The following is a 19891-nucleotide window of genomic DNA, read 5'->3' as shown; positions in this document are numbered from 1 at the left end:
CCGGACCGGATCGGCCAGCGCCTTGAGCCGCAGAGCGATTTCTAGGGCGGTGTCGTCATCGAGAGGGGCCGCCGACACGGGCGCACAGCAGATCGGGGCACTGATGTCGACCATCGGCAGGTCCACTCCAGCGAGACCGTGCATGGCGAGATTGCCCGCCTCGCAGGCGAAGGGCTGTTCACTGAGGAGCAGATCAACACCACCTGCTGCTTCGCTACCCAGGACAACGTGTGGGTCGGTGCCCCCGACGGCGAACGCTGGGAGGTCTACACAGTCCTGGCCGACTCCAATACGTTCGGCGAGGCCCCTGCCCTCGCCTCGGAGGGCTCTGACCTCGGCCTGACGCAGGATTCGCAAGGCTCGTCGGCGTGCTGCACACCGGCCTCCTCGTGCTGTTGACGCCGGGTTAACCCGTCCCGGGGAGGGCGCCGCCCAACTGGGCGGCGCCCTTCGTGTTGCGGACCATATAGATATACGTCAATATTGATGTATGTCTAAGCCGCTGGGGATTGAGACCTCGCCAGTACGGTGCTCGCCGCTAGTGCGTGAGCCGTTGACACCTGAACAGTCGGTACAGGCGACCGTGGTGTTCAAGGCACTCGCCGATCCGGTACGATTGCAGCTATTCAGTCTGATCGCCAGTCACGACGGCGGCCAGGCGTGCGTGTGCGACATCTCGCCAGCGGTCGATGTCTCGCAGCCGACGGTCTCGCATCACTTGAAAGTCCTGCGAACCGCCGGGCTCCTCGAGTCCGAGCGGCGCGGATCGTGGATGCACTACCGGGTCGTTCCGGACGCCCTCGACGCCGTCGCCGCAATCGTGGCGCCTCTGACTGCGCAGGCCACGGCGTGAGCGTCCAGACGTCCAGCCGCAGCGTTGCCGGAAAGTTGTCGACGCTCGATCGGTTCCTTCCGGTGTGGATCGGGTTGTCGATGGTCGCCGGGCTGCTACTCGGCCGCCTAATACCCGGCCTGAACACCGCTATCGACAAGATCCAGGTCGACGGGATCTCACTGCCGATCGCACTCGGGTTGCTGATCATGATGTACCCGGTGCTGGCGAAGGTCCGCTACGACCGCCTCGACACCGTCACCGGCGATCGACGCCTGCTGATCGGATCGCTGGTATTGAACTGGGTCGTCGGCCCGGCACTGATGTTCGCTCTCGCCTGGCTACTTCTGCCCGACCTCCCCGAATACCGCACCGGTCTGATCATTGTCGGCCTCGCCCGCTGCATCGCGATGGTGATCATCTGGAACGACCTCGCCTGCGGTGATCGCGAGGCCGCCGCCGTGCTGGTGGCAATCAACTCGGTGTTCCAGGTCGTGATGTTCGCTGTGCTCGGCTGGTTCTACCTATCCGTGATGCCCGGCTGGCTGGGTTTGGAGCAGACCACTATCGATGCCTCGCCGTGGCAGATCGCGAAATCGGTGTTGATATTCCTGGGCATCCCCCTACTCGCCGGATACCTGAGCCGCAGAATCGGGGAACGCAGCCGCGGCCATGACTGGTACGAGGAGACCTTCCTACCTCGGATCGGGCCGTGGGCCCTCTACGGGCTGCTGTTCACGATCGTGCTGCTGTTCAGCCTGCAAGGCGACCAGATCACCTCCCGCCCCGGCGACGTCGCCCGCATTGCATTGCCACTGCTGGCGTACTTCGCGATCATGTGGGGCGGCGGTTACCTCCTCGGCACCTTCCTTTGCCTGGGCTATGAGCGCACTACTACCCTCGCATTCACCGCCGCAGGCAACAACTTCGAGCTGGCGATCGCCGTCGCGATCGGCACCTACGGCGCCACCTCCGGCCAAGCCTTGGCCGGCGTCGTCGGACCACTCATCGAAGTCCCGGTCCTGGTCGCCCTGGTCTACGTCTCCCTCGCACTCCGACACCGTTTCACCCCCAGCGCTCGGCCCACCGACAGGGACTTGCCATGACGCCGTCCGTGTTGTTCGTCTGCGTCAAGAACGGCGGCAAGTCCGTGATGGCTGAAGGCCTCCTACGACAAGCCGCAGGCAACGCGATCGAGGTTCACTCAGCCGGCACTCGCCCCGGCACTGCGGTCAACACACTCTCCGCTCAAGCGCTTTCCGAAGTCGGCGTCGACATCACAGGCCATACCCCGGCTGGAATCGACCCAGCCTTACTCGCCCGCGTCGACAAGGTCATCACCCTGGGACGCGAAGCGGTCGTCGACGTCCCCGGCGTCACCGTCATCAACTGGGACACCGACGAGCCCTCCGAACGCGGCATCGACGGCATCGACCGAATGCGCCTCGTCCGCGACGACATCACCGCCCGCGCACACAAGCTCACCACTGAACTACTTCATAAACGATCGTCTGAATAGACGACCGAAGAGTCGCCAACGCGCGGCCCGATCTGGCAGCTATACGCACGAAGTCAATACGCAGGGTATTCAGTAAGCCCCTGCATATTGCATCAGATGCAACACGTGGCCTGAGATCCGTCATTTGGATGTCAGTTGGCGACCTGGGGATTCGTCACTCGTGTCAGTAGCGCTCGTCACCGGAGTCATCTACCCGTGCGTATCTCGAGCGCGCACCGCCACCCTGACTCTCGATCTGTAGATCAGCGGATGCCTTCGGCCGCCAGGCCCTCGCGCTGCTGGGTGGCGTCGATGCTGAATGCGCCGCCGTGGATCAGCTCACCGAGGCCACTACCGAGGCATTCCAGCAGTACCCCGACTACGCGGTGATCACCAGTTTTCCTGGCCTGGCTGACCTCTCCGGCGCTCGGGTGCTCGGCGAGATCGGCGACGACCGCGAGCGGTTCACCGACGCCCGTTCGCTGAAGGACCTACGCCGGTTCTGTGCTGATCACGCGGGCCTCCGGGCGCAGCATCTCGATTACCCGCCGCGTGGTGAAGAACAACCGACTCAACGCTGCAGGATTCCTTTGGGCGTTCGCCGCGATGGCGAAAGCCGGCGCACCCCAAGACCATTAACGCCGAGGACGCGACCGCGGCGATCGGCACGCCGCTGCGCTTCGGCACCTCTTCGACCGCTTGCTCGGGCAGCTCCACTACTGCTTGCAAACCGGTCAGCACTACGACCCGATCAAGGCGTTCGGGCCCGCTCAGGACGCGTCCTTCGAGATCGCGGCTTGACCTCTTGGTGTGATCGGAGGTCTTCTTCGGCGCGTTCAAGACCGATATCGACGCCGAACTCGCCCAGCTCGGCCCGACCGGGTACCGGCCCTTGTGGGTGCGCGACACCCTGTTCTGAGTCAGCAGCACGGCGCCTCGCCGGCCGGGTCGATGAGCGCCTCGGCCAGTGGGCGTGCGAGCTGGGTGTAGGCGTCGGCGACCGGTAGCACGGTCATCCCAGGATGCTCGGATCGCCACTGCTCGGCGGCGTCGGGAGTGGCCAGGAACATCTGCGGATTGCAGCAGGTGGCGCGGACCTGCCCGCCCCGGATCCCGGCGGGGTCGACGAAGGCCACCATCGCGGCGGCCGGTTGCAGGTCGGTGACTCCCGTGACTGGATCGACGGTCAATCGCACGGCGCTGACGGTAACCGGGCACTCGGATTCGACGTGTGCGCTCGCCCCGATCACGGCGGGGAAGACGAGCGTGTCGGGCGCACACCAGGTGTAGAGCTGATGGCCTGCGACGGTGAATCGGTGCGGGGTCGGATTCAGGGTCAATCCCCACCCGAGGACCCGGCCCTGCTCGTCGTATTCGATGTCGGCGCCGATCGGTGTCTCTTCGAGATCTCCGGCGTCGACACCGGCTGCGGCCGCCAACTCCGTGACGGTGACCGGCGCTCCGTGGGCCAGCAGCCGCAGCGCGGCCCGCAGCAGCGCCCGGTCACGGTCGGCTGGTGCGATCGTGGCGAAAACGTCGGCGGGAATGGAGTCGGTGCTCATGAGAGTCAGCCTTTCCGAGAATGCGTCGGGTGCGATGTCGATGACGGTAGGGTCTGCCCCCGGGGGCAGAGTCAAGCCCGCGTCGGGCATCGGCACGGACCTCGGTCCAGCACACATCGTCGGCGGCCCACCGCGCACGGTGGATGCTGGTGAAGTCGTCGATGCGGTCGAGGATCTGCTGGGCGTCGCTGATCCGGCGGTGCAGCCGCTGTCGCGACCGCTCCAGTAGCTCGGCCAGACGCGCGCCGACCGCTCCGTCTCCACTATCGACGGCGTCATCGGTGAGCTGGCAGATCTCGGCGATGGTGAGCCCAAGCCCGCGCAGCTCGCCGATGAACCGCACACACCACAGTGCGTCATCGGTGTACAGGCGGTAGCCGGCCGCGCTGCGCCCCAGGGTGTGGATGAGCCCGAGGTCGGTGTATTCACGCAACGCCTTCACCCTCACCCCGGTCCGCGCCGACAACACGCCGATCGTCATGTGCCCGTTCATCTCGGCCTTTCCTGGAGGAGATCGTCAGCCTGCGCAGCAGGACAGTTTCGTCACGTCGGTGGTGAAGGTCTGGGCGGTCAGTTTCAACGCTTCGGCCATGGTCAGATACGGCGCCCAGCTGTGGGCGAGCCGGTCGACGGTCATACCCGCGGTCATCGCGTATCCGGCGGCGGTGATCAGGTCTCCGGCACCCTCGGCCAGCGCGTGCACGCCCAAGATCCGGCCGGTATCGGCGTCGGCGACGATCTTGGCCAGGCCACGGGTATCGCGATTGACCAGCGCCCGCGCCACACTCGACAACGCCAGCGTCCGGCACCGGCACCGGTATCCGGCCGTCACCGCCTCGGCCTCGGTGAGCCCCACGGCGGCGATGGCGGGGCTGGTGAACGTCAGCCGCGGCACTGTGGCGTAGTCCAGGACCCGATCCGCGTCGGCGAACGCGTTGTCGGCCACCAGCGTTCCCTGCGCGGCGGCCACATACACGAACTGCGGGCCCCCGGCCACGTCCCCGGCCGCCCAGATCCGGGCATTGTCGGTGCGCTGACGGTCATCGACGATCACCGCGCCGCGCCCGTCGACACCGACCCCGACCGCCTCCAGGCCCAGCCCCGCGGTGTTCGGGCGGCGACCGGTCGCGACCAACACGTGTTCGGCCCGCAGCTCGCTGACCCCGGCCCGAGTGCGCACGCTCACCAGCTTGTGGCCGCCACCGGCCAGGACCTTCTCGACGGTGGCCGCGGTCAACACGGCGATATGCTCATCGGCGAAGACAGCCTCGATCGCGGCCGAGATTTCCGGTTCCTCGCCCGGCGCCAGCCGCCCCAGGGCCTCGATCACCGTCACCCGGGTGCCGAGGCGGGCGAACAACTGGGCTTGTTCGAGCCCGACAGTGTTGCCGCCGATCACGATCAGCGACTCCGGGAGCCGCTTCAGGTCCATGGCGGTGGTCGAGGTCAGATACCCGGCCTCGACCAGACCGTCGATCGGCGGGATCCACGGCGTCGCACCGGTCGCGATCAGGTAATGGCCAGCCTCGATCACCCGGGTCCCGCCGTCGTTCGCTCCGACCCGCAACCCCGGCGCCGCACTCGTGCCGTCGAACACTGCCGTGCCGGAGACGATCTCCCACCCGTACTCGCCCGCCAGCTCGATGTACTTGTTTGCCCGCAGCTGCGCGACCAGCGCGTCCTTACCGGCGATCAGGCCCGGAAAATCCAGCGGCACCGCAGCGGCACCCAGGCCGGGAAACCGGTCGGCGGCGGCTGCGGCGTGGCGGGCCTCCGCGGCGGCCAGCAACGTCTTCGACGGCACACACCCGACGTTCACGCAGGTGCCACCGACGGTGTCGCGCTCGATCATCACCACGGACCTGCCGTGGCCGACCGCGGCGATAGCGGCGGCGAACGCCGCCGAACCGGACCCGACGATCGCCAGATCCGGACGGGATTGTGTCGTGGCCACGCCTGCCTCCTGAGGGGTTGAGCAACCGCGTCGCCAGCCAACGGCTGCTATTCGCATTGACGAATACCTACAGGGCTCATACTATGCGCTTAAGCGAATAGTTCAAGTGGTGTGGAGGTGCCCCATGTCCCGGTCCACGACCGCCGTGCCCGGCGACGAGCTGGCGTGCACACATCTGGATACGACGGCGAAGTTCTTTCGCGCCCTGTCGGATCCGACCCGGTTGAAGCTGCTGGAATACATCCTCGCCGGCGAACGCACCTCGGCCGACTGCGTCGCCCACGCCGGCATCTCCCAGCCGCGGGTGTCGGTGCACCTGTCGTGTCTGGCCGATTGCGGATACATCGTCGCGCGCCGCGACGGCAAGAAGCTGCGGTACACGGTCGGAGACCCGCGCGTGGCCGAACTGGTGCTGCTCGCCCGGTTGCTCGCGGCCGACAACGCCGCCGCCCTGACGTGCTGCACCCGCATCGACCAGGTACCGGACGGTGACCGGACATGAACGCCCTCGACAGCCCTCACGTCTCGGCAGCCGCTCACCGTCGGCGGGTTCACCGCGGCTGGGACTGGGTGTCAAGCTCGCCGAGGTCGATGCCGAGCTCGCCGAACTCACCGCGGTCCGGCGACACCCTGGCCGCCGCGCTGGCGGCCGGACGCGAAGACCTGCTCGAGCGCAGCGAATCCCCCTGCTGCCCTGTCCCATCGACACCGAACCCAGCGCCAGGCAGCGGTGGCTCGGCGAGCTGCGGGGGAGGCCGTTGTGGCTGCTGCGACCTAGACACGCCGCTGGCGGGCTTGCATCGGGACCGCGGCACTGCTGCCTGGGCTGTTGCGCGGTGGTGCCCCGCTGCTGATCGCGGCCGTAGCACTGAGCAGCGGCACGCTGCTGGTGAGCCTGTCATGGCTCCAACCGCTCGGATTCGCCCATCGGACTCGGGCTCCTCGGACTGATCTGGTCCCGCCAATGACTCGCGCCCGCGGCTGCGATGAGGGCTGCGCAGCCACACCTTCCGGCGACGCGGGCACTCCGGCCCGCACCACCGCCGCGACCTGGCTCAGGCCGTCACCGAGTTTGGCGCCTGCGAGGCCACCACGGTGATCAGCACCGTAGCCATCAACGGCGCCATCGCCGGTGCTCACCGCGCGCCGAGACCCGCTGCCCGGTCCCGGCGCGCGGTACACCTGGGGTGAGCCACGCCAGCGTCAGTGGGATGACGATCAACACGAGGAACGCTTCCAGGAACGGTCCGGCCTCCACGAACTCGGCCAGATCCGACGTAGAGCCGCAGCTGGTGGCAGGGACACCGCTCCGCCGCGCCAGCTGGGTAATACGCATCATCACCACCCCGCGACCCTGAACCTTCGACTCGACTCGAAGGTCAGACCGGCCGTGACGGTTGCCCCCGAGGGCGGTGTGGCCCCGGCGGCCGGTCCCGTGTCCGCGACGAATCAACCTGGTCTGATCGCCGCGCTACTCAGCGGCGGCCCGTGGTGCGCGAGTGTTGGGTGGGCGAAACCTGAGGGCGGGCAGCCACCAGTTCCAGCCGCCGAGCAGGCGCATGAGGGCGGGGACGAGGACGAGGCGGATGAGGACGGCGTCGATGGCGACGGCGACGGCAAGGGCGAGTCCGAGTTGTTTGAGTTCGAGGATGTCGGCGGTGAGGAAGCTTGCGAAGATGGCGATCATGATCGCGGCGGCCGCGGTGATGGGGCGTGCGGTGTGGGTGAGCCCGGCCGCGACGGCGCGCTGGTTGTCGCCGCTGGCGTCCCAGTATTCGCGGATGCGACGAATCAGGAACACCTCGTAGTCCATCGAGAGCCCGAACAGTAGCGCGAACACCACGGTGGGTAGGTAGACCTGCACGAATCCGGGGCTGGTGAAGTCGAGGACGTTCTCGCCCAGACCCCACTGGAACACCGCGACGGTGATACCGAGGGCGGCGCCGGTGGCGAGCAGGTTCATCGCGATGGCCTTGAGGGGTAAGGCGATACTGCGGAAAGCGGCGATGAGGAAGACCAGCGAGGCGGTCAGCACCAGGGCTACGACCAGCGGAAGTTTGGTGGTCATTTCGTCGGAGAGATCGACGAATTCGGCGGTGCTGCCGCCGATGCGGATCTCGGCTCCGGCTGCGCCGGCGGCTGTGTTGCGCAGGTCGCGGACGAGGTCGGTGGCGGCCATCGAGTCGAAGGTGACCGAGGGGATCGCCATCGCGAGCATTCGACCGTCATTGAGCTGGGCGGGCAGGACGGTGTCGATGCGGGCGTCGCCGTCGATCTCGGTCAGGAATCGGTTGACCCGTGCTTCGGCGTCTGCGGTGAGTGGGGTGTCGCTGGGGCCGGTGGCGATGATCTCGACCGGGGAGAGTGCTCCGGGCGGGAAGTTGGTGTTCAATGCGGTGCTGGCGCGTCCGGTCGGGGTGTCGTCGAGGGCGGTGGTGCCCATGTCGAGGCCGTAGCGGATCCCGAATACCGGCAGCGCGGCGAGGACCAGCACCGCTGCGGCCGCGGTGCCGAAGAGGACGGGTCGGCGCATGACGAGATACGCCCAGCGCGCCCAGCGGCCACCGAGAACGCCGGGAGCGTCGGTGGCGCTGTCGGCAGGGCGCCAGCGGGCCGGGAGACTACCGCGGTTGACAGCCGGGCCCAAGGCGGCGAGCAGGGCGGGTAGCAGGGTGACGGCGACGGTGAGCATACTGGTGACGGCGGTGGCGACGCCGATGGCGATGCCACGGAAGATCGGTGCCTGGATGATGATCAACGCGCACAGCGAGATCATCACCACCAAGCCCGAGACCAGAATCGTTTTGCCTGCTGTGGCGAGGGAGCGACCGACGGCGCCGCTGATCGCGGCATGGTCTGGCCCGGTGTGGTGGGTGAGTTCTTCGCGGAAGCGGCTGACGATGAACATCGCGTAGTCGATACCGACGCCGAGGCCCACCATGGTGGCCATGGCCACGGTCAGCGAATCGAACGCGGTCACAGCAGTGAGGGTGAACAACACTCCGACCGCGGTCAGCATCCCGGCGATGGCCACTGCGATCGGGACCGCCGCTGCGGCCAGGGCGCCGAGGGCGAGGACGAGCAGGACCAGCGCGACCGGGATGCCGATTGCCTCGGCGCGGGCCAGGTCGGCGTTCTGCAGTTCGGTGGCCGCGTTCTGTACCGCCGAGTACCCGGTGACCCCTACGTCGATGGAATCGTCGCCGGTGGTGGCGATGGCGTCTTGCAGGTCGCGCGCGACTTTCGCGCGTTCGGCCATGTCGCCGTCCATGCCGGCGAGCGCGATCGCGACGTGACCGTCGGCCGAGATCTGGGATCCGGGCAGCCCGTCGTAGGGGCCGACGACGTCGACCACGCCCTCGACCGCGGTGGCGGCGGTGATCGTGCGAGCCACCGCTGCACGGAACTCGGCGTCGGTGGCGGTGACCGCGCCAGACTGCAGCACGATGACCGCCTGTTCCGTACCGAACTGCGGGAAGTGCCGGGCAACCAGGCGATCCACCTCGGTGGACTCCGAGCCCTCGACACCGAAATCCATCGCACCGAGCCGGTTCTCGAGCAGCGGGTAGGCCACCGCGCACACCACCAGCAGCAGTCCCCAGACCGCCAGGACCGCACGTCTGCGCCGGGCCATCAGAACGCCCCACCGATATAGCACTCCGGGCGAGCCCGGCGGCGATGGTTGCTGAGGCGAGTTCTCGACGACGGCGGACTTCTGCTGGTTCACGCGTTCTCCCTCCGTAGCGACCACGAATTGATCGCCATATCACGATGTAATCGTTGAAACGAGATTAATCACACTCTCACTCGATATCAATAGCTTTCGCCGCTATCATCGCTTTATGGCGATTAATGATGGCGGGGGTTGCCTCGTCGAGACGCAGGGGTTGGATCCGGCGGTGGCCCTGTTCCACAGCCTCTCCGATGCGACACGGTTGGCGATCGTGCACCGGCTGGCGTGCGGGGAAGCGCGGGTCTTGGACCTGATGGCCGGGCTCGGACTGGCTCAGTCAACGGTATCGGCGCACGTAGCGTGCCTGCGCGACTGCGGGCTGGTCGTGGGCCGCCCGCAAGGGCGGCAGGTGTTCTACAGCCTGGCCCGCCCGGAGTTGATGGACCTACTCGCCTCGGCAGAGACCTTGCTCGCGGCGACAGGCAATGCGGTGGCGTTGTGCCCGAACTACGGCACCGACTCCACCACCGAGACGGAGAGCGCGGAGGTACGAGCATGAGCGACGCATGCGGCTGCGGCCACGACGAACCCGCCGGTGACGGCGAGGCCGAGGAACGCGAACCCGAAAAGCTCTGGGAAGTCAGTGAACTGCGCGCCGCCGCGGTCGCCGGAGTGCTGCTGGTCGCGGCACTGATCGTCGGCTGGACCGGCGGCCCACGCGCCGTCGAGTTGGGGTTGGAGATCGCCGCACTGCTCGTCGGTGCATACACCTTCGTCCCCTCCACGCTCAAACGGCTGGCCAAGGGCAAGATCGGTGTCGGCACGCTGATGACGATCGCCGCGATCGGCGCGGTGATCCTCGGCGAGGTCGGCGAAGCCGCCATGCTGGCGTTCCTGTTCTCCATCAGCGAGGGCCTCGAGGAGTACGCGGTCGCGCGCACCCGCCGCGGGCTGCGCGCCCTGTTGAACCTGGTACCGGACCGGGCCACCGTGCTACGCGACGGCACCGAAACCGTCATCGCCCCTGCCGAGCTGCGCGTCGGGGATCGGATGCTGGTGCGCCCCGGTGAGCGGGTCGCGACCGACGGGGTGATCGTCGACGGGCGTAGCGCGCTGGATGTTTCGGCGATCACCGGCGAATCGGTACCGGTAGAAGCCGGGCCGGGCGCGGAGGTGTTCGCCGGGGCGATCAACGGCACCGGTGTGCTGACCGTCGAGGTCACCACGACCGCCGAGGACAACTCCCTGGCACGGATCGTGCGGATCGTGGAGGCCGAGCAGGCCCGCAAGGGCGACGCTCAACGCTTGGCCGACAAGATCGCCAAACCGCTGGTGCCCGGCATCATGATCGCCGCCACAGCCATCGCGGTGATTGGCGCGCTCTTCGGGGATCCGGTCACCTGGATCGAACGTGCGCTGGTGGTGCTGGTCGCCGCCTCACCGTGCGCGCTGGCGATCTCGGTGCCGGTGACCGTGGTCGCCGCGATCGGTGCGGCGAGCAAGCTGGGTGTGCTGGTCAAGGGCGGTGCCGCACTCGAGGCGATGGGCCGGGTGCGCGAGGTCGCGCTGGACAAGACCGGCACGCTGACGGCGAACAAGCCTGCCGTCGTCGAGATCGCCGCCACCGGCGGTGTGCACGGGGACCGGGTGCTGGCGGTCGCGGCCGCGCTGGAATCGCGCAGTGAACATCCCCTCGCCCGCGCCATCCTCGCCGCCGTCGACACCGTCACTCCCGCCACCGACGTCGAGGCGGTCACCGGTGCCGGGTTGACCGGCCGCGTCGACGGACGCCGGGCGCGGCTGGGCCGTCCGGGCTGGATCGAACCGGGTGTTCTGGCCGCCGATGTGGAACGGATGCAGCACGCGGGGGCGACCGCGGTGCTGATCGAGCTCGACGGCCAGGTGATCGGTGCGATCGCTGTGCGCGACGAACTGCGGCCCGAGGCACACGAGGTCATCGACCGATTGCACGCGCTGGGAATCCGGGTCTCGATGCTCACCGGTGACAACGCCCGCACCGCCGCCGCTCTGGCCGCTGAGGCGGGGATCGAGGACGTGCACGCGGATCTGCGCCCGGAGGACAAGGCCCACATCGTGGGCGAACTGCGCAGCGACCGGTTCACCGCGATGGTCGGCGACGGCGTCAACGACGCCCCCGCACTGGCAACCGCCGACCTCGGTGTGGCGATGGGCGCGATGGGCACCGATGTCGCTATCGAAACCGCGGATGTGGCGTTGATGGGTGAGGACCTGCGGCACCTGCCGCGGGCTCTCGAGCACGCTCGTCGGGCTCGCCGGATCATGTTGCAAAACGTCGGTTTGTCGTTGGGGTTGATCACGATCTTGATCCCGCTCGCGCTGTTCGGGATTCTCGGGTTGGCGGCGGTGGTGCTGGTGCACGAACTCGCCGAGATCGTCGTCATCGCCAACGGTGTCCGCGCCGGACGCACCAAACCCCTGGCCTCGCTGACCGATTCGGCGGCAAAGCCCGCACCGGTACTGGCCGGAGCGCCCGCGTGACCGCCACCGCGTCGTCTGCTCCCACCGTGTCGCGGTGGGGGCGGCGACTGCGGTGGGTCGCTGCCGCGGCCGCGCTGGCCGGTATCGACCTCACGCTCAAAGCGTGGGCGCAGACCACGCTGGCCGGGGCCCCGATCGAGGCGGGTCCGGTGGACCTTAAGTTGGCGTTCAACCCGGGAGCGGCGTTCTCGATCGCCGCCGACGCACCGAGCTGGGTGATGCTCACGCTCACCACGGTGATCACCACCGCGGTCGCGGTCGGCGGATGGGTGGTCGCGCCGCGCGCGAACCTGCTCACCCGCGTCGCGCTCGCCGCGATCCTGGGCGGTGCCGCCGCCAACGTCATCGACCGGGCCCCCGACGGTGTGGTCACCGACTACCTGCACACCGGCTGGTGGCCCACCTTCAACCTCGCCGACACCTTCATCGTGCTCGGCGCGACCGCCCTCATCATCGCCACTCTGATCGGAAACTCCGATGAGCGAGAACCACTCTCACCCGAACACCACGCCGACGACCGGGACTGAGCCGGGCCCGTCACGTCGGTGGGCAGGGCTGGCGGCGCTGGTCGTCGCCCTGCTCACCGTCGGGCTGGACCTGATGGTTCTCAACGTCGCCCTGCCCACCCTGGCCCAAGACCTCGGCGCGAGCACCACCCAGTTGCAGTGGATCGTCAACGCCTACACCCTGGTCTTCGCCGCGCTCATGCTGCCCGCCGGCGGCTTCGGTGACCGCTACGGTCGCAAACGGCTGCTGCTGATAGGTTTGGTCGCCTTCGTCGCCGCCTCGGCCTGGGCCGCTTTCAGCGGGTCCACCGGCTCGCTGATCGCCGCCCGCGCGGTCATGGGCATCGGGGCCGCGATCATCGTGCCGCTGTCGCTGGGGATCCTGCCGACCCTGTTCGGCCCCGACCAGCGTCGCCGCGCGATCGCGGTGTGGGTCGGTGCACTGGGTGTCGGGTTGCCGCTGGGGCCGATCGTCGGTGGCTGGCTGCTGCAGCATTTCTGGTGGGGCTCGGTGTTTCTGATCAACGTCCCGGTCGGTGTCGCCGCCCTGGTTGCCTGTGTGGTGCTGTTGCCCGAATCGGTCGACCCGCATGCACCGGCGTTGGACTGGCTCGGGATCCTCACCGCCGTGCCCGGTACGGCGGCGCTGGTATTCGGCATCATCCAGGCTCCCGCGTACGGGTGGACCGATCCCGTCGTGCTCGCGGCTCTGGCGGCCGGTGTGTGGCTGATCGCGGGATTTCTGGTGTGGGAAAGCCGTGCCCGCGACCCATTGGTCGATCTGGCACTGTTCACCAATCCGGCCTTCACCTGGCCCACCCTGGCCGCAACCGCGGGCACCTTCACCCTGGTCGGCGTGCTGTTCGTGCTGCCGCAATACCTGCAGATACTGCGCTACCACGACGCCTTCGGCACCGGCCTGCGCTTGGTGCCTCTGGTGCTGGCGATCATCGTCGCCGCAGCCGCTGTGGACAAGATCGTGACCCGACTCGGCGCCAAAATCCCGATCGCCACCGGCATGGTGATCGCCGCGGCCGGATTCGTGCTCGCATCCCGCATCACCGTCGACTCCGGCTACGGCTTCGTCGCGGTGTGCCTGGCGACCGTGGGCCTGGGAGCCGGGCTGGCGTTGGCGCCGGCTGTCGACGCGGTCATGGCGAGCCTGCCCGAGCATCGCAGCGCCGCAGGAGCTGGGTTGCTGATGGCCATTCGACAGGTCGGTGCCGCGTTCAGCGTCGCGATCCTGGGCACCCTGCTCACCGTCGTTTACACCCGCGACCTCGACCCCCACCTGAGCGGCCTGCCCGAACCAGTGGTCAGCGCGGCGCGTGACAACATCGCCGGAGCGCAACTTGCCGCGACCCAGATTCCCGGCCCAGCGGGCGCCGATCTGGCCGCGTCCAGCGCCCACGCCTACAGCCACGCCATGTCCGCAGTGTTCCTTGCCAGCGCCGCCATCAGCGCACTACTGGCCGCGGCCATCGCCGCCAAACTCCCCAACCACACTCCTGCGCCCGCGCCGACATCACCGGCGCGTGATCGAAACTGAAATAGCCACTCCCATGACAGCGGCTACGGCACGCGACACAACTGCGTGTCAGCCGAGCAGCAGTGCACTCCCAGAGAAAGGGCATCCGCCGGAATGGTTACCTCGATCCTGCAGGCCATCGGACTCTTCCTGGTGACCAACATCGACGACATCATCGTGCTTTCGCTGTTCTTCGCCCGCGGCGCGGGAACCCGCGGAACAACGGCCGCCATCGCGACCGGACAATATCTCGGTTTCGGAGCGATCCTCGCCGCGTCGGTCCTCGTAGCGCTGGGAGTCACGGCGCTGCTGCCCGAAGAAGCCATCGCCTACTTCGGGCTCATTCCTCTGCTGCTCGGTCTGCTCGCCGCCTGGAGAGCATGGCGCAACAACGGCGACGACGATGAACGGTTCGAGGGCAAGAAGGTCGCGGTCTGGACGGTGGCGGCGGTGACCTTCGCCAACGGCGGCGACAACATCGGCGTCTACGTCCCGGTCTTCGCGACCGTGGGTACAGCGGCGATCGTCGCCTACTCGGTCGTGTTCCTGCTCTTGGTCGCCGTGCTGGTGTTCACCGCGAAGTTCCTCACCACCCGCAAGGCCATCGCCGAGATCTTGGAACGGTGGGAACACATCCTGTTCCCGCTCGTGCTGATCGTTCTCGGAATCGTCATCCTCGTCAGCGGCGGCGCATTCGGCCTCTGACCGTCGTCCCGGTCTGCACGGCCCAGATCACGGAGGACAGCGGCGATCGGCTCCAAAGAATGAAGTGCTATTCGAGGCCGTAACCGGTAGACAGCCGTCCTTCGGTTGGTCCATGGTTGTGCTCAGGGGCGCTGCACCGTTGTGGCACTACTACCACTGTGGCACTACTACCATCAACGTAGTTCAAGGCCTCCGGCAACGTGGGGCTTCTACCGCGCCTAGCGGGGTCGCTCGTGCAAACGCTTTAGTCGGGCGCTGTCATCGTTGCGAACTGTTTCCGCCCCAGGTCCGTGAGTCACGGGTCCACCATGGTCGACGGCGTGGACTACGAGGTCGTCGAGATCGGCCGGCGGCCGAACGATGATCGTCGTCGGCCGTCGGCCGAGATTGTCGGCTGGTTGTTGCGGTGCGATTGCGCCAGCCGGTCCAGTTCCGCGGTGTCGACCTGGACCGATCCGGTGCAGTGGGCGCGGGTGCCCTCAGCGTCCCTCGAGGACCTCGCCCGGCATCGCGTGTTCGCCCCCGACAGCGACGTCGATGCCGACGATCGGCCTGAGGTCGCGGAGGCCGCACGCGCGGTGTGGCAGCGTGACCATCTCGACCCTCTCGATGTCGAGGCCGAGATCCGCGCCGCCGCGGATGCCCGCAGGGAGGCTGACGCGCGACTCGACGTCGCGGTGGCTAGGGCTCGCCGTTTGGGCCGGTCATGGGCTGACATCGGGGCAGCGGCCGGGATGACACGGCAGTCGGCGAACGAGCGCTGGAGGGACAGGGTGTGACAAGCCTTCACGGCGTCGGGCGTGGGTGGCGTGTAGCCACGTAGTGAGGCTACAATCGGAGCCGTAGCCAGCCCATTGCGGTGGGTTTGGAAGTGAGCCACAGGATTACTCGCCGGACGACGAGGCCTGTGGCTCGCGGTCTTTTAGGGGCCGATGGTGTGTATTTCGACTCCGGCGCCGAGTATGTCGAGGTAGTCCCCGCGGCCGCAGCGATGTTGCACGACGGCGCCGCACACGATATCGGCAACCCACAGGGCCGGTTCGTTACGACCGACAGCATGATCGATCCGCAGTGTCGAGGCCACGGCGCGTTGCGCGCGGAGCTTTTGCAGCATGTCCATATCGCTGGCGTCCTGTTGACCGCGTGATTCGAGAGTGATCGTGGAGCACGGCATATCAGCGAGATGTGGGAGTAGGAACTCCATACACTTTCGTCGGTGTCGCCGATCCGAGGAGTCCTTGTCAACGTGCACAACAACGAACCCGGTCAGAGGGAGCTGCGCGACCGCAGTGACGAGCTCAGTTCGGCGTTGTTCGCTGCTGCCGTGCCAGTGCACTTTAGGCTCGGCTAGGCGTAGAGCTTCCATCCTGTGACGGAGGGCGTCTACGTCTTCTTCATCGCACAGGGCGGCCGACATCAAGTACGCGCCGGGGTCCATGTCCGGCCGCGACCCGCTTTCGTCGGCCCAGGCTGTCAGCATGGGGAACAACCTTATGCGAGGGGTCCGACGCGGCCTGAAAACGTCGAGACGGCTACCGGACGTGACGACGCCACTTCTGCGGCAACCGACCGTCGAGGGAGGGCGGCAGAGCGCACCGGAGACGGGTTTACGACTTACGCGAGCCGGTCGACCCGTCCTCCGGTCTGGTCGGCGTGCGCCTGGGCCTGGGCCTGGGCCTCGTCGAGCTCATCAGCGGTGTAGTACGGAGCTCCCGGCGGGTTGGCCGGGTGGCCGCCCGCACGATGAGGGCCAGGACGCCAGCTCGACGCGGCCGCGTTGCCGAGGTTCCCACCGCAACACGATCCCGCCGCCTCTACATCAGCTACGGATCGGCGACCGGCTCCTCGCACTGATAGCGAGTCGCGAAGCGCACCGCCGGACGCCTACATGCCCAATCCGCCGGGTTACCAACGCCGGATCGACAGAAATCTGAGATCACCTCAATGGTCTTGTCGCGAAACAAGCGACTACGCGTATCTGCAAAATCGAGGTGTGGCATCTCGCATCAGCGTCGCATAAGTGTCGCACTTAGCATCGCACTAAGTATCGCATTCCCTATGAGATGGAACGGCACCGCAATCGGCAGGCTTCCGATCCGGATTCGATAGGTTCCCGTTTCGTGGCAAGCTGACGCTCATGGACAAGCAAATTCCGGCGTCTGGATCTGGCACGGTCCCCTCGCCTCCCCCACCCGCACCGAGCCCAGGTGCGACGCGGGAGAAGTTGCTCTCTTGGTCGCCGCGCAGGTACTCAGTCAACCGGTTTGTCCTCGTCCAACAGCCTGATGAGACGAAGCCGCGGCCGAGCACGGTGGGCGTGCTGACGAAGGGTCGGCATCACCGCGCGCTGGTCCTCTATCTGCTGCTGCTGACGTGGTGGCCGTGGCTCTCCTTGCGACACACTCCGCTGGCGGCCGAGGTGTGGGTTCGCGCACTGACCGCGGAGGGGCCGGGGACAGCGAACGCGCTCACCTGGTCGCCGTCTACGTTGTCGCGAACGTGGGGCGAGCTCGAGGAACTGGGACTGGTCGAACGTAAAAGGGAAGGGCGACTGACCCGCATCGTCCCGCGTCGCGAGGACGGGAAGGACGACTACGTTGCACCGGCTGGTCAGAAGAAGGATTGGTACAACGCCTACTTCACCCTCCCTCATGAGTTCTGGACAGAGCAGCACTTCGCGACGCTGAGTCCTGCCGCCCTCGCGGTGCTGCTGATCGTCTTGAAGGAGACAACGAAGAAGCCTGACGTCGAGCTCCTCCGGGAGAAGATGCAGGACTGGTACGGGATCTCAGGCAAGACGGTGACAAAGGGTATCCAGGAGCTGATGGCCGCTGGCCTGATAGAGGAGCGACTGCGGTGGGAGGAAGACCTGTCCGCGAAGCTCGGGTACGTCAAGCATCACCACTATGGGTTGACGGGTGTTTTCAGCACCGAGGAGAGGGCGGCGCGACGACGCGTAGCGCGGCGCAAGCGCAGGTTGAACGAACGCAAGAAGTCCAAAAAGGCTGCCCAGGAGGCGAAATCATGACTGCGAGCACACCGCCACCGTGGCCGCCGCACACGTGGTCGAAGTACGCATGGAAAACGATCGGCCAGGCGATGCGGTCGACGGCCACAACCGTCCGTTTCGTGGCGATCTTGGCAGCGATCTTCGTGCTGCCCAGCGTTGCCGCTGCGATCTCGTTCGTGATCGTCCGTTCCGTGTACTTCTAGGACTGGAACCGATGACGCTGATCCGGGGTGCTGATCGAGTGAGCTGGAGAGCTTCGAATGAGTAGTTATGAGGAGCGGTTCGAGGCCGGGCTCGCGCATCTGCATCGCTACGTCGCCGCGCACGGTTCGAGCTCGCCGCCGCACGGTTCGACGATCGACGGATTTCTGATCGGGAGTTGGGTCGGCAGCCGGCGCACCGAGTACCGCAGGGGCCGGTTATCGGCCGAGCGGATCCGCCGTATCGAGACCGAGTTCCCGGACTGGCGGTGGAACGTACGGGAGGCGATGTTCGACGTCGGCCTGGCGCATCTGCGCCGCTACGTCGCCACCCATGGGACGAGCCGCGTGGGTTACGACGAGGTGGTCGACGGATTCCCGTTGGGGCAGTGGACGAGGGATCGTCGCGCCGACTTCCGCACAGGCCGACTGTCTGCGGAGCGGATCGAGGTGTTTGAGCGCGAATTCCCTGACTGGCAATGGACCCCTCAGACCGCAGTATTCGCGGCCGCGTTCGAGACCGGGATCGGGCACCTGCATCGGTATGTCGCCGCGCACGGCACCCCCAACGCCCCCCGGCGTGATGTGATCGACGGATTCCCGATCGGCACCTGGATCCAGAGCCGCCGCGCCGACTACCGCAAAGGCCGGTTGTCGGCCGAGCGGATCCGCCGTATCGAGACCGAGTTCCCGGACTGGCAGTGGACCATCCGAACCAGCTCGACTCAGGGCACGATCGGTGGCCTGTAATGGGTGGTCCTGATGACCGACGGTTCGAGGTCGGGCTCGCGCATCTGCATCGCTACGTCGCCGCACAGGGTTCGAGCTCTCCCCCGCGCGGCGCAAGGATCGACGGGTTCCCGATCGACGTGTGGGTGGCCAGCAGACGCACCGACTACCGCAAGGGCCGACTGTCGGCCGAGCGGATCGAACGGCTCGCGACCGAGTTCCCGGACTGGCAGTGGAGTGTGCGCGACGCGCAGTTCGACGTCGGCCTGGCGCATCTGCGCCGCTACGTCGCCGCACATGGGACGAGCACCGTGAGTCAGCATGAGGTGTTCGACGGATTCGCCCTCGGACAGTGGGTGACGAATCGTCGCGCCGACTACCGCAAAGGCCGACTGTCGGCGGAGCGGATCGAGGTGTTTGAGCGCGAGTTTCCTGACTGGCAGTGGTCGCCTCAGGCCACGGCGGCGGCCGCCGCATTCGAGGTCGGGATCGCGCACCTGCATCGGTATGTCGCCGCGCACGGCACCAGCAACGCCCGAAATCGGGCGGTGATCGAAGGATTCGCGATCGGACAGTGGGTCGCCAACCGCCGCGCCGACTACCGTAGAGGTCAGCTCGCCACCGAGCGGATCCGCCGCATCGAGGCCGAGTTCCCGGACTGGCAGTGGACCGCACAACGCCGCTCCTGATCCGACATACGGCGCGCGGTGAGGCAACGGATTCAAAACCCGTCCAGTGTCAGTTCGAGTCTGACCGGGGGCACCAGGGCCCTCGCAGGCAAGCGCACATCGCTCGCACCAAATTCTCCTGGGAAACCTATTGATCTCCGGCATGTGACGTGCTAAGTTTCACATCCCTCTTTCTATGAGGGCTTCCCTCCAACTCTGAGGGTCTGATTGTGGTCACAGGTCCAGGCGGAGCTATATCCGCACCCAGGGCCCACGTGGTTCAGCCACTCAGACCTTCGGAAGGGGGTGAAAATGGAAGCGATGGTCATCCTCGGGATCATCCAGATCCTCATCGCAACAGCCCATCTCGTTGTAGACATCCTCAGCTAGTGTTGCGCGTCTGAAGTTGGTTTACGTTTCGCGCCGGCGAGTATTTCCTCGGCGGGTTTGGTCCACACGAATGGGTGGCAGCGGTCGTTCCAGCCGTCGATGAAGGCGCGGATCGC

At 67.0% G+C, this 19891-nt stretch carries 20 protein-coding genes, 1 tRNA gene and 1 pseudogene; 16 read left to right on the top strand and 6 right to left on the bottom strand.

Translation table 11 applies throughout. The features are described 5' to 3' along the window. Positions 1-117: 117 nt before the first annotated feature. The 4 genes and pseudogenes from L1892_RS23700 to L1892_RS23685 form a co-directional block, all read left to right on the top strand. Positions 118-399: pseudogene (locus L1892_RS23700) on the top strand (glyoxalase/bleomycin resistance/dioxygenase family protein); the annotation flags it as partial. A gap of 91 nt (positions 400-490) precedes the next feature. Continuing rightward, positions 491-853 carry an ArsR/SmtB family transcription factor gene (locus tag L1892_RS23695; protein WP_235726237.1) on the top strand — a complete coding sequence of 121 codons (363 nt, stop codon included), beginning with the start codon at positions 491-493 and terminating at the stop codon, positions 851-853. Further along, a complete protein-coding gene (gene arsB / locus L1892_RS23690) occupies positions 850-1938 on the top strand; it encodes an ACR3 family arsenite efflux transporter (RefSeq protein ID WP_266060143.1) in 1089 nt (362 codons plus the stop codon). Before L1892_RS23695 ends, arsB begins: the two co-directional genes overlap by 4 nt. Continuing rightward, positions 1935-2351: an arsenate-mycothiol transferase ArsC gene (locus L1892_RS23685; protein WP_235726236.1), complete on the top strand. Its 417-nt coding sequence runs from the start codon at positions 1935-1937 to the stop codon at positions 2349-2351. The genes arsB and L1892_RS23685 overlap by 4 nt, the downstream gene beginning before the upstream one ends. An 899-nt stretch (positions 2352-3250) precedes the next feature. Here L1892_RS23685 and merB read toward each other — a convergent pair. Genes merB through merA form a run of 3 tightly spaced genes read right to left on the bottom strand, consistent with a single transcriptional unit; the run spans position 3251 to position 5846 of the window. Continuing rightward, on the bottom strand, positions 3251-3892 hold the full coding sequence (merB, locus tag L1892_RS23675; RefSeq protein ID WP_005179592.1) for an organomercurial lyase MerB: 642 nt from the start codon (positions 3890-3892) through the stop codon (positions 3251-3253). Beyond that, positions 3834-4385, bottom strand: coding sequence for a MerR family transcriptional regulator (locus L1892_RS23670; RefSeq protein WP_005179589.1), 552 nt, complete (start codon positions 4383-4385; stop codon positions 3834-3836). The genes merB and L1892_RS23670 overlap by 59 nt, the downstream gene beginning before the upstream one ends. Positions 4386-4409: 24 nt before the next feature. Further along, positions 4410-5846 carry a mercury(II) reductase gene (gene merA, locus L1892_RS23665; RefSeq protein WP_007240196.1) on the bottom strand — a complete coding sequence of 479 codons (1437 nt, stop codon included), beginning with the start codon at positions 5844-5846 and terminating at the stop codon, positions 4410-4412. Between the two features lie 124 nt (positions 5847-5970). Here merA and L1892_RS23660 point away from each other — a divergent pair, with 124 nt between their 5' ends. Next, positions 5971-6348 carry an ArsR/SmtB family transcription factor gene (locus L1892_RS23660; RefSeq protein WP_005179587.1) on the top strand — a complete coding sequence of 126 codons (378 nt, stop codon included), beginning with the start codon at positions 5971-5973 and terminating at the stop codon, positions 6346-6348. 612 nt (positions 6349-6960) lie between these two features. On the opposite strand, the gene L1892_RS23655 is transcribed toward L1892_RS23660, so the two are convergent. After that, positions 6961-7182, bottom strand: a complete 222-nt coding sequence (locus tag L1892_RS23655) for a hypothetical protein (protein ID WP_005179582.1) — start codon at positions 7180-7182, stop codon at positions 6961-6963. Between the two features lie 135 nt (positions 7183-7317). Further along, positions 7318-9480 carry an MMPL family transporter gene (locus L1892_RS23650; protein WP_007240197.1) on the bottom strand — a complete coding sequence of 721 codons (2163 nt, stop codon included), beginning with the start codon at positions 9478-9480 and terminating at the stop codon, positions 7318-7320. 208 nt (positions 9481-9688) lie between these two features. Here L1892_RS23650 and L1892_RS23645 point away from each other — a divergent pair, with 208 nt between their 5' ends. The 6 genes from L1892_RS23645 (at position 9689) to L1892_RS23620 (ending at position 15557) form a co-directional block, all read left to right on the top strand. Further along, complete coding sequence (locus L1892_RS23645) at positions 9689-10078, top strand: ArsR/SmtB family transcription factor (RefSeq protein ID WP_005179570.1); 390 nt, start codon at positions 9689-9691, stop codon at positions 10076-10078. Continuing rightward, entirely contained in the window at positions 10075-12039 is a 1965-nt protein-coding gene (locus L1892_RS23640; RefSeq protein ID WP_006902503.1) for a heavy metal translocating P-type ATPase, read from the top strand. Before L1892_RS23645 ends, L1892_RS23640 begins: the two co-directional genes overlap by 4 nt. Beyond that, the gene (gene lspA, locus L1892_RS23635; protein WP_005179567.1) at positions 12036-12566 is read left to right on the top strand and encodes a signal peptidase II; all 531 of its coding nucleotides are present in this window, start codon (positions 12036-12038) and stop codon (positions 12564-12566) included. The genes L1892_RS23640 and lspA overlap by 4 nt, the downstream gene beginning before the upstream one ends. After that, complete coding sequence (locus tag L1892_RS23630; RefSeq protein ID WP_005179563.1) at positions 12517-14094, top strand: DHA2 family efflux MFS transporter permease subunit; 1578 nt, start codon at positions 12517-12519, stop codon at positions 14092-14094. The genes lspA and L1892_RS23630 overlap by 50 nt, the downstream gene beginning before the upstream one ends. 93 nt (positions 14095-14187) lie before the next feature. Further along, the gene (locus L1892_RS23625) at positions 14188-14778 is read left to right on the top strand and encodes a cadmium resistance transporter (protein ID WP_005179560.1); all 591 of its coding nucleotides are present in this window, start codon (positions 14188-14190) and stop codon (positions 14776-14778) included. A gap of 308 nt (positions 14779-15086) precedes the next feature. Further along, on the top strand, positions 15087-15557 hold the full coding sequence (locus L1892_RS23620; protein WP_235726235.1) for a hypothetical protein: 471 nt from the start codon (positions 15087-15089) through the stop codon (positions 15555-15557). Between the two features lie 143 nt (positions 15558-15700). Here L1892_RS23620 and L1892_RS23615 read toward each other — a convergent pair whose 3' ends face one another. Then, positions 15701-16258 (bottom strand): hypothetical protein, encoded by a 558-nt coding sequence (locus L1892_RS23615; protein ID WP_005179554.1) that lies wholly within the window; start codon positions 16256-16258, stop codon positions 15701-15703. An 837-nt stretch (positions 16259-17095) separates the two neighbouring features. Here L1892_RS23615 and L1892_RS23610 point away from each other — a divergent pair. From L1892_RS23610 to L1892_RS23590, 5 genes are all read left to right on the top strand, one after another. Beyond that, positions 17096-17806 (top strand): helix-turn-helix transcriptional regulator, encoded by a 711-nt coding sequence (locus L1892_RS23610; protein ID WP_229742889.1) that lies wholly within the window; start codon positions 17096-17098, stop codon positions 17804-17806. Further along, positions 17803-17991: a hypothetical protein gene (locus tag L1892_RS23605; protein WP_005179548.1), complete on the top strand. Its 189-nt coding sequence runs from the start codon at positions 17803-17805 to the stop codon at positions 17989-17991. The genes L1892_RS23610 and L1892_RS23605 overlap by 4 nt, the downstream gene beginning before the upstream one ends. A 57-nt stretch (positions 17992-18048) precedes the next feature. After that, a complete protein-coding gene (locus tag L1892_RS23600) occupies positions 18049-18738 on the top strand; it encodes a helicase associated domain-containing protein (RefSeq protein WP_005179533.1) in 690 nt (229 codons plus the stop codon). Then, complete coding sequence (locus tag L1892_RS23595; protein ID WP_005179528.1) at positions 18738-19406, top strand: helicase associated domain-containing protein; 669 nt, start codon at positions 18738-18740, stop codon at positions 19404-19406. Before L1892_RS23600 ends, L1892_RS23595 begins: the two co-directional genes overlap by 1 nt. Further along, positions 19361-19482: transfer RNA gene (locus tag L1892_RS23590), tRNA-Leu, on the top strand. The genes L1892_RS23595 and L1892_RS23590 overlap by 46 nt, the downstream gene beginning before the upstream one ends. Positions 19483-19891 lie beyond the last annotated feature (409 nt).

The organism is Gordonia tangerina (assembly GCF_021556435.1).
Lineage (GTDB): Bacteria > Actinomycetota > Actinomycetes > Mycobacteriales > Mycobacteriaceae > Gordonia > Gordonia tangerina.
The sequence above is the reverse complement of the archived record's forward strand: the minus strand, read 5'-3'. Positions and strand labels throughout refer to the sequence as shown.

Bases quoted from the DNA above. Each gene is read 5' to 3' on its own strand.
- L1892_RS23695 (WP_235726237.1), top strand. From the start codon at position 491: ATGTCTAAGCCGCTGGGGATTGAGACCTCGCCAGTACGGTGCTCGCCG.
- L1892_RS23685 (WP_235726236.1), top strand. From the start codon at position 1,935: ATGACGCCGTCCGTGTTGTTCGTCTGCGTCAAGAACGGCGGCAAGTCC.
- merB (WP_005179592.1), bottom strand. From the start codon at position 3,892: ATGAGCACCGACTCCATTCCCGCCGACGTTTTCGCCACGATCGCACCA.
- L1892_RS23670 (WP_005179589.1), bottom strand. From the start codon at position 4,385: ATGAACGGGCACATGACGATCGGCGTGTTGTCGGCGCGGACCGGGGTG.
- L1892_RS23660 (WP_005179587.1), top strand. From the start codon at position 5,971: ATGTCCCGGTCCACGACCGCCGTGCCCGGCGACGAGCTGGCGTGCACA.
- L1892_RS23655 (WP_005179582.1), bottom strand. From the start codon at position 7,182: ATGCGTATTACCCAGCTGGCGCGGCGGAGCGGTGTCCCTGCCACCAGC.
- L1892_RS23650 (WP_007240197.1), bottom strand. From the start codon at position 9,480: ATGGCCCGGCGCAGACGTGCGGTCCTGGCGGTCTGGGGACTGCTGCTG.
- L1892_RS23645 (WP_005179570.1), top strand. From the start codon at position 9,689: ATGGCGATTAATGATGGCGGGGGTTGCCTCGTCGAGACGCAGGGGTTG.
- L1892_RS23640 (WP_006902503.1), top strand. From the start codon at position 10,075: ATGAGCGACGCATGCGGCTGCGGCCACGACGAACCCGCCGGTGACGGC.
- L1892_RS23630 (WP_005179563.1), top strand. From the start codon at position 12,517: ATGAGCGAGAACCACTCTCACCCGAACACCACGCCGACGACCGGGACT.
- L1892_RS23625 (WP_005179560.1), top strand. From the start codon at position 14,188: ATGGTTACCTCGATCCTGCAGGCCATCGGACTCTTCCTGGTGACCAAC.
- L1892_RS23620 (WP_235726235.1), top strand. From the start codon at position 15,087: ATGGTCGACGGCGTGGACTACGAGGTCGTCGAGATCGGCCGGCGGCCG.
- L1892_RS23615 (WP_005179554.1), bottom strand. From the start codon at position 16,258: ATGCTGACAGCCTGGGCCGACGAAAGCGGGTCGCGGCCGGACATGGAC.
- L1892_RS23605 (WP_005179548.1), top strand. From the start codon at position 17,803: ATGACTGCGAGCACACCGCCACCGTGGCCGCCGCACACGTGGTCGAAG.
- L1892_RS23600 (WP_005179533.1), top strand. From the start codon at position 18,049: ATGAGTAGTTATGAGGAGCGGTTCGAGGCCGGGCTCGCGCATCTGCAT.
- L1892_RS23595 (WP_005179528.1), top strand. From the start codon at position 18,738: ATGGGTGGTCCTGATGACCGACGGTTCGAGGTCGGGCTCGCGCATCTG.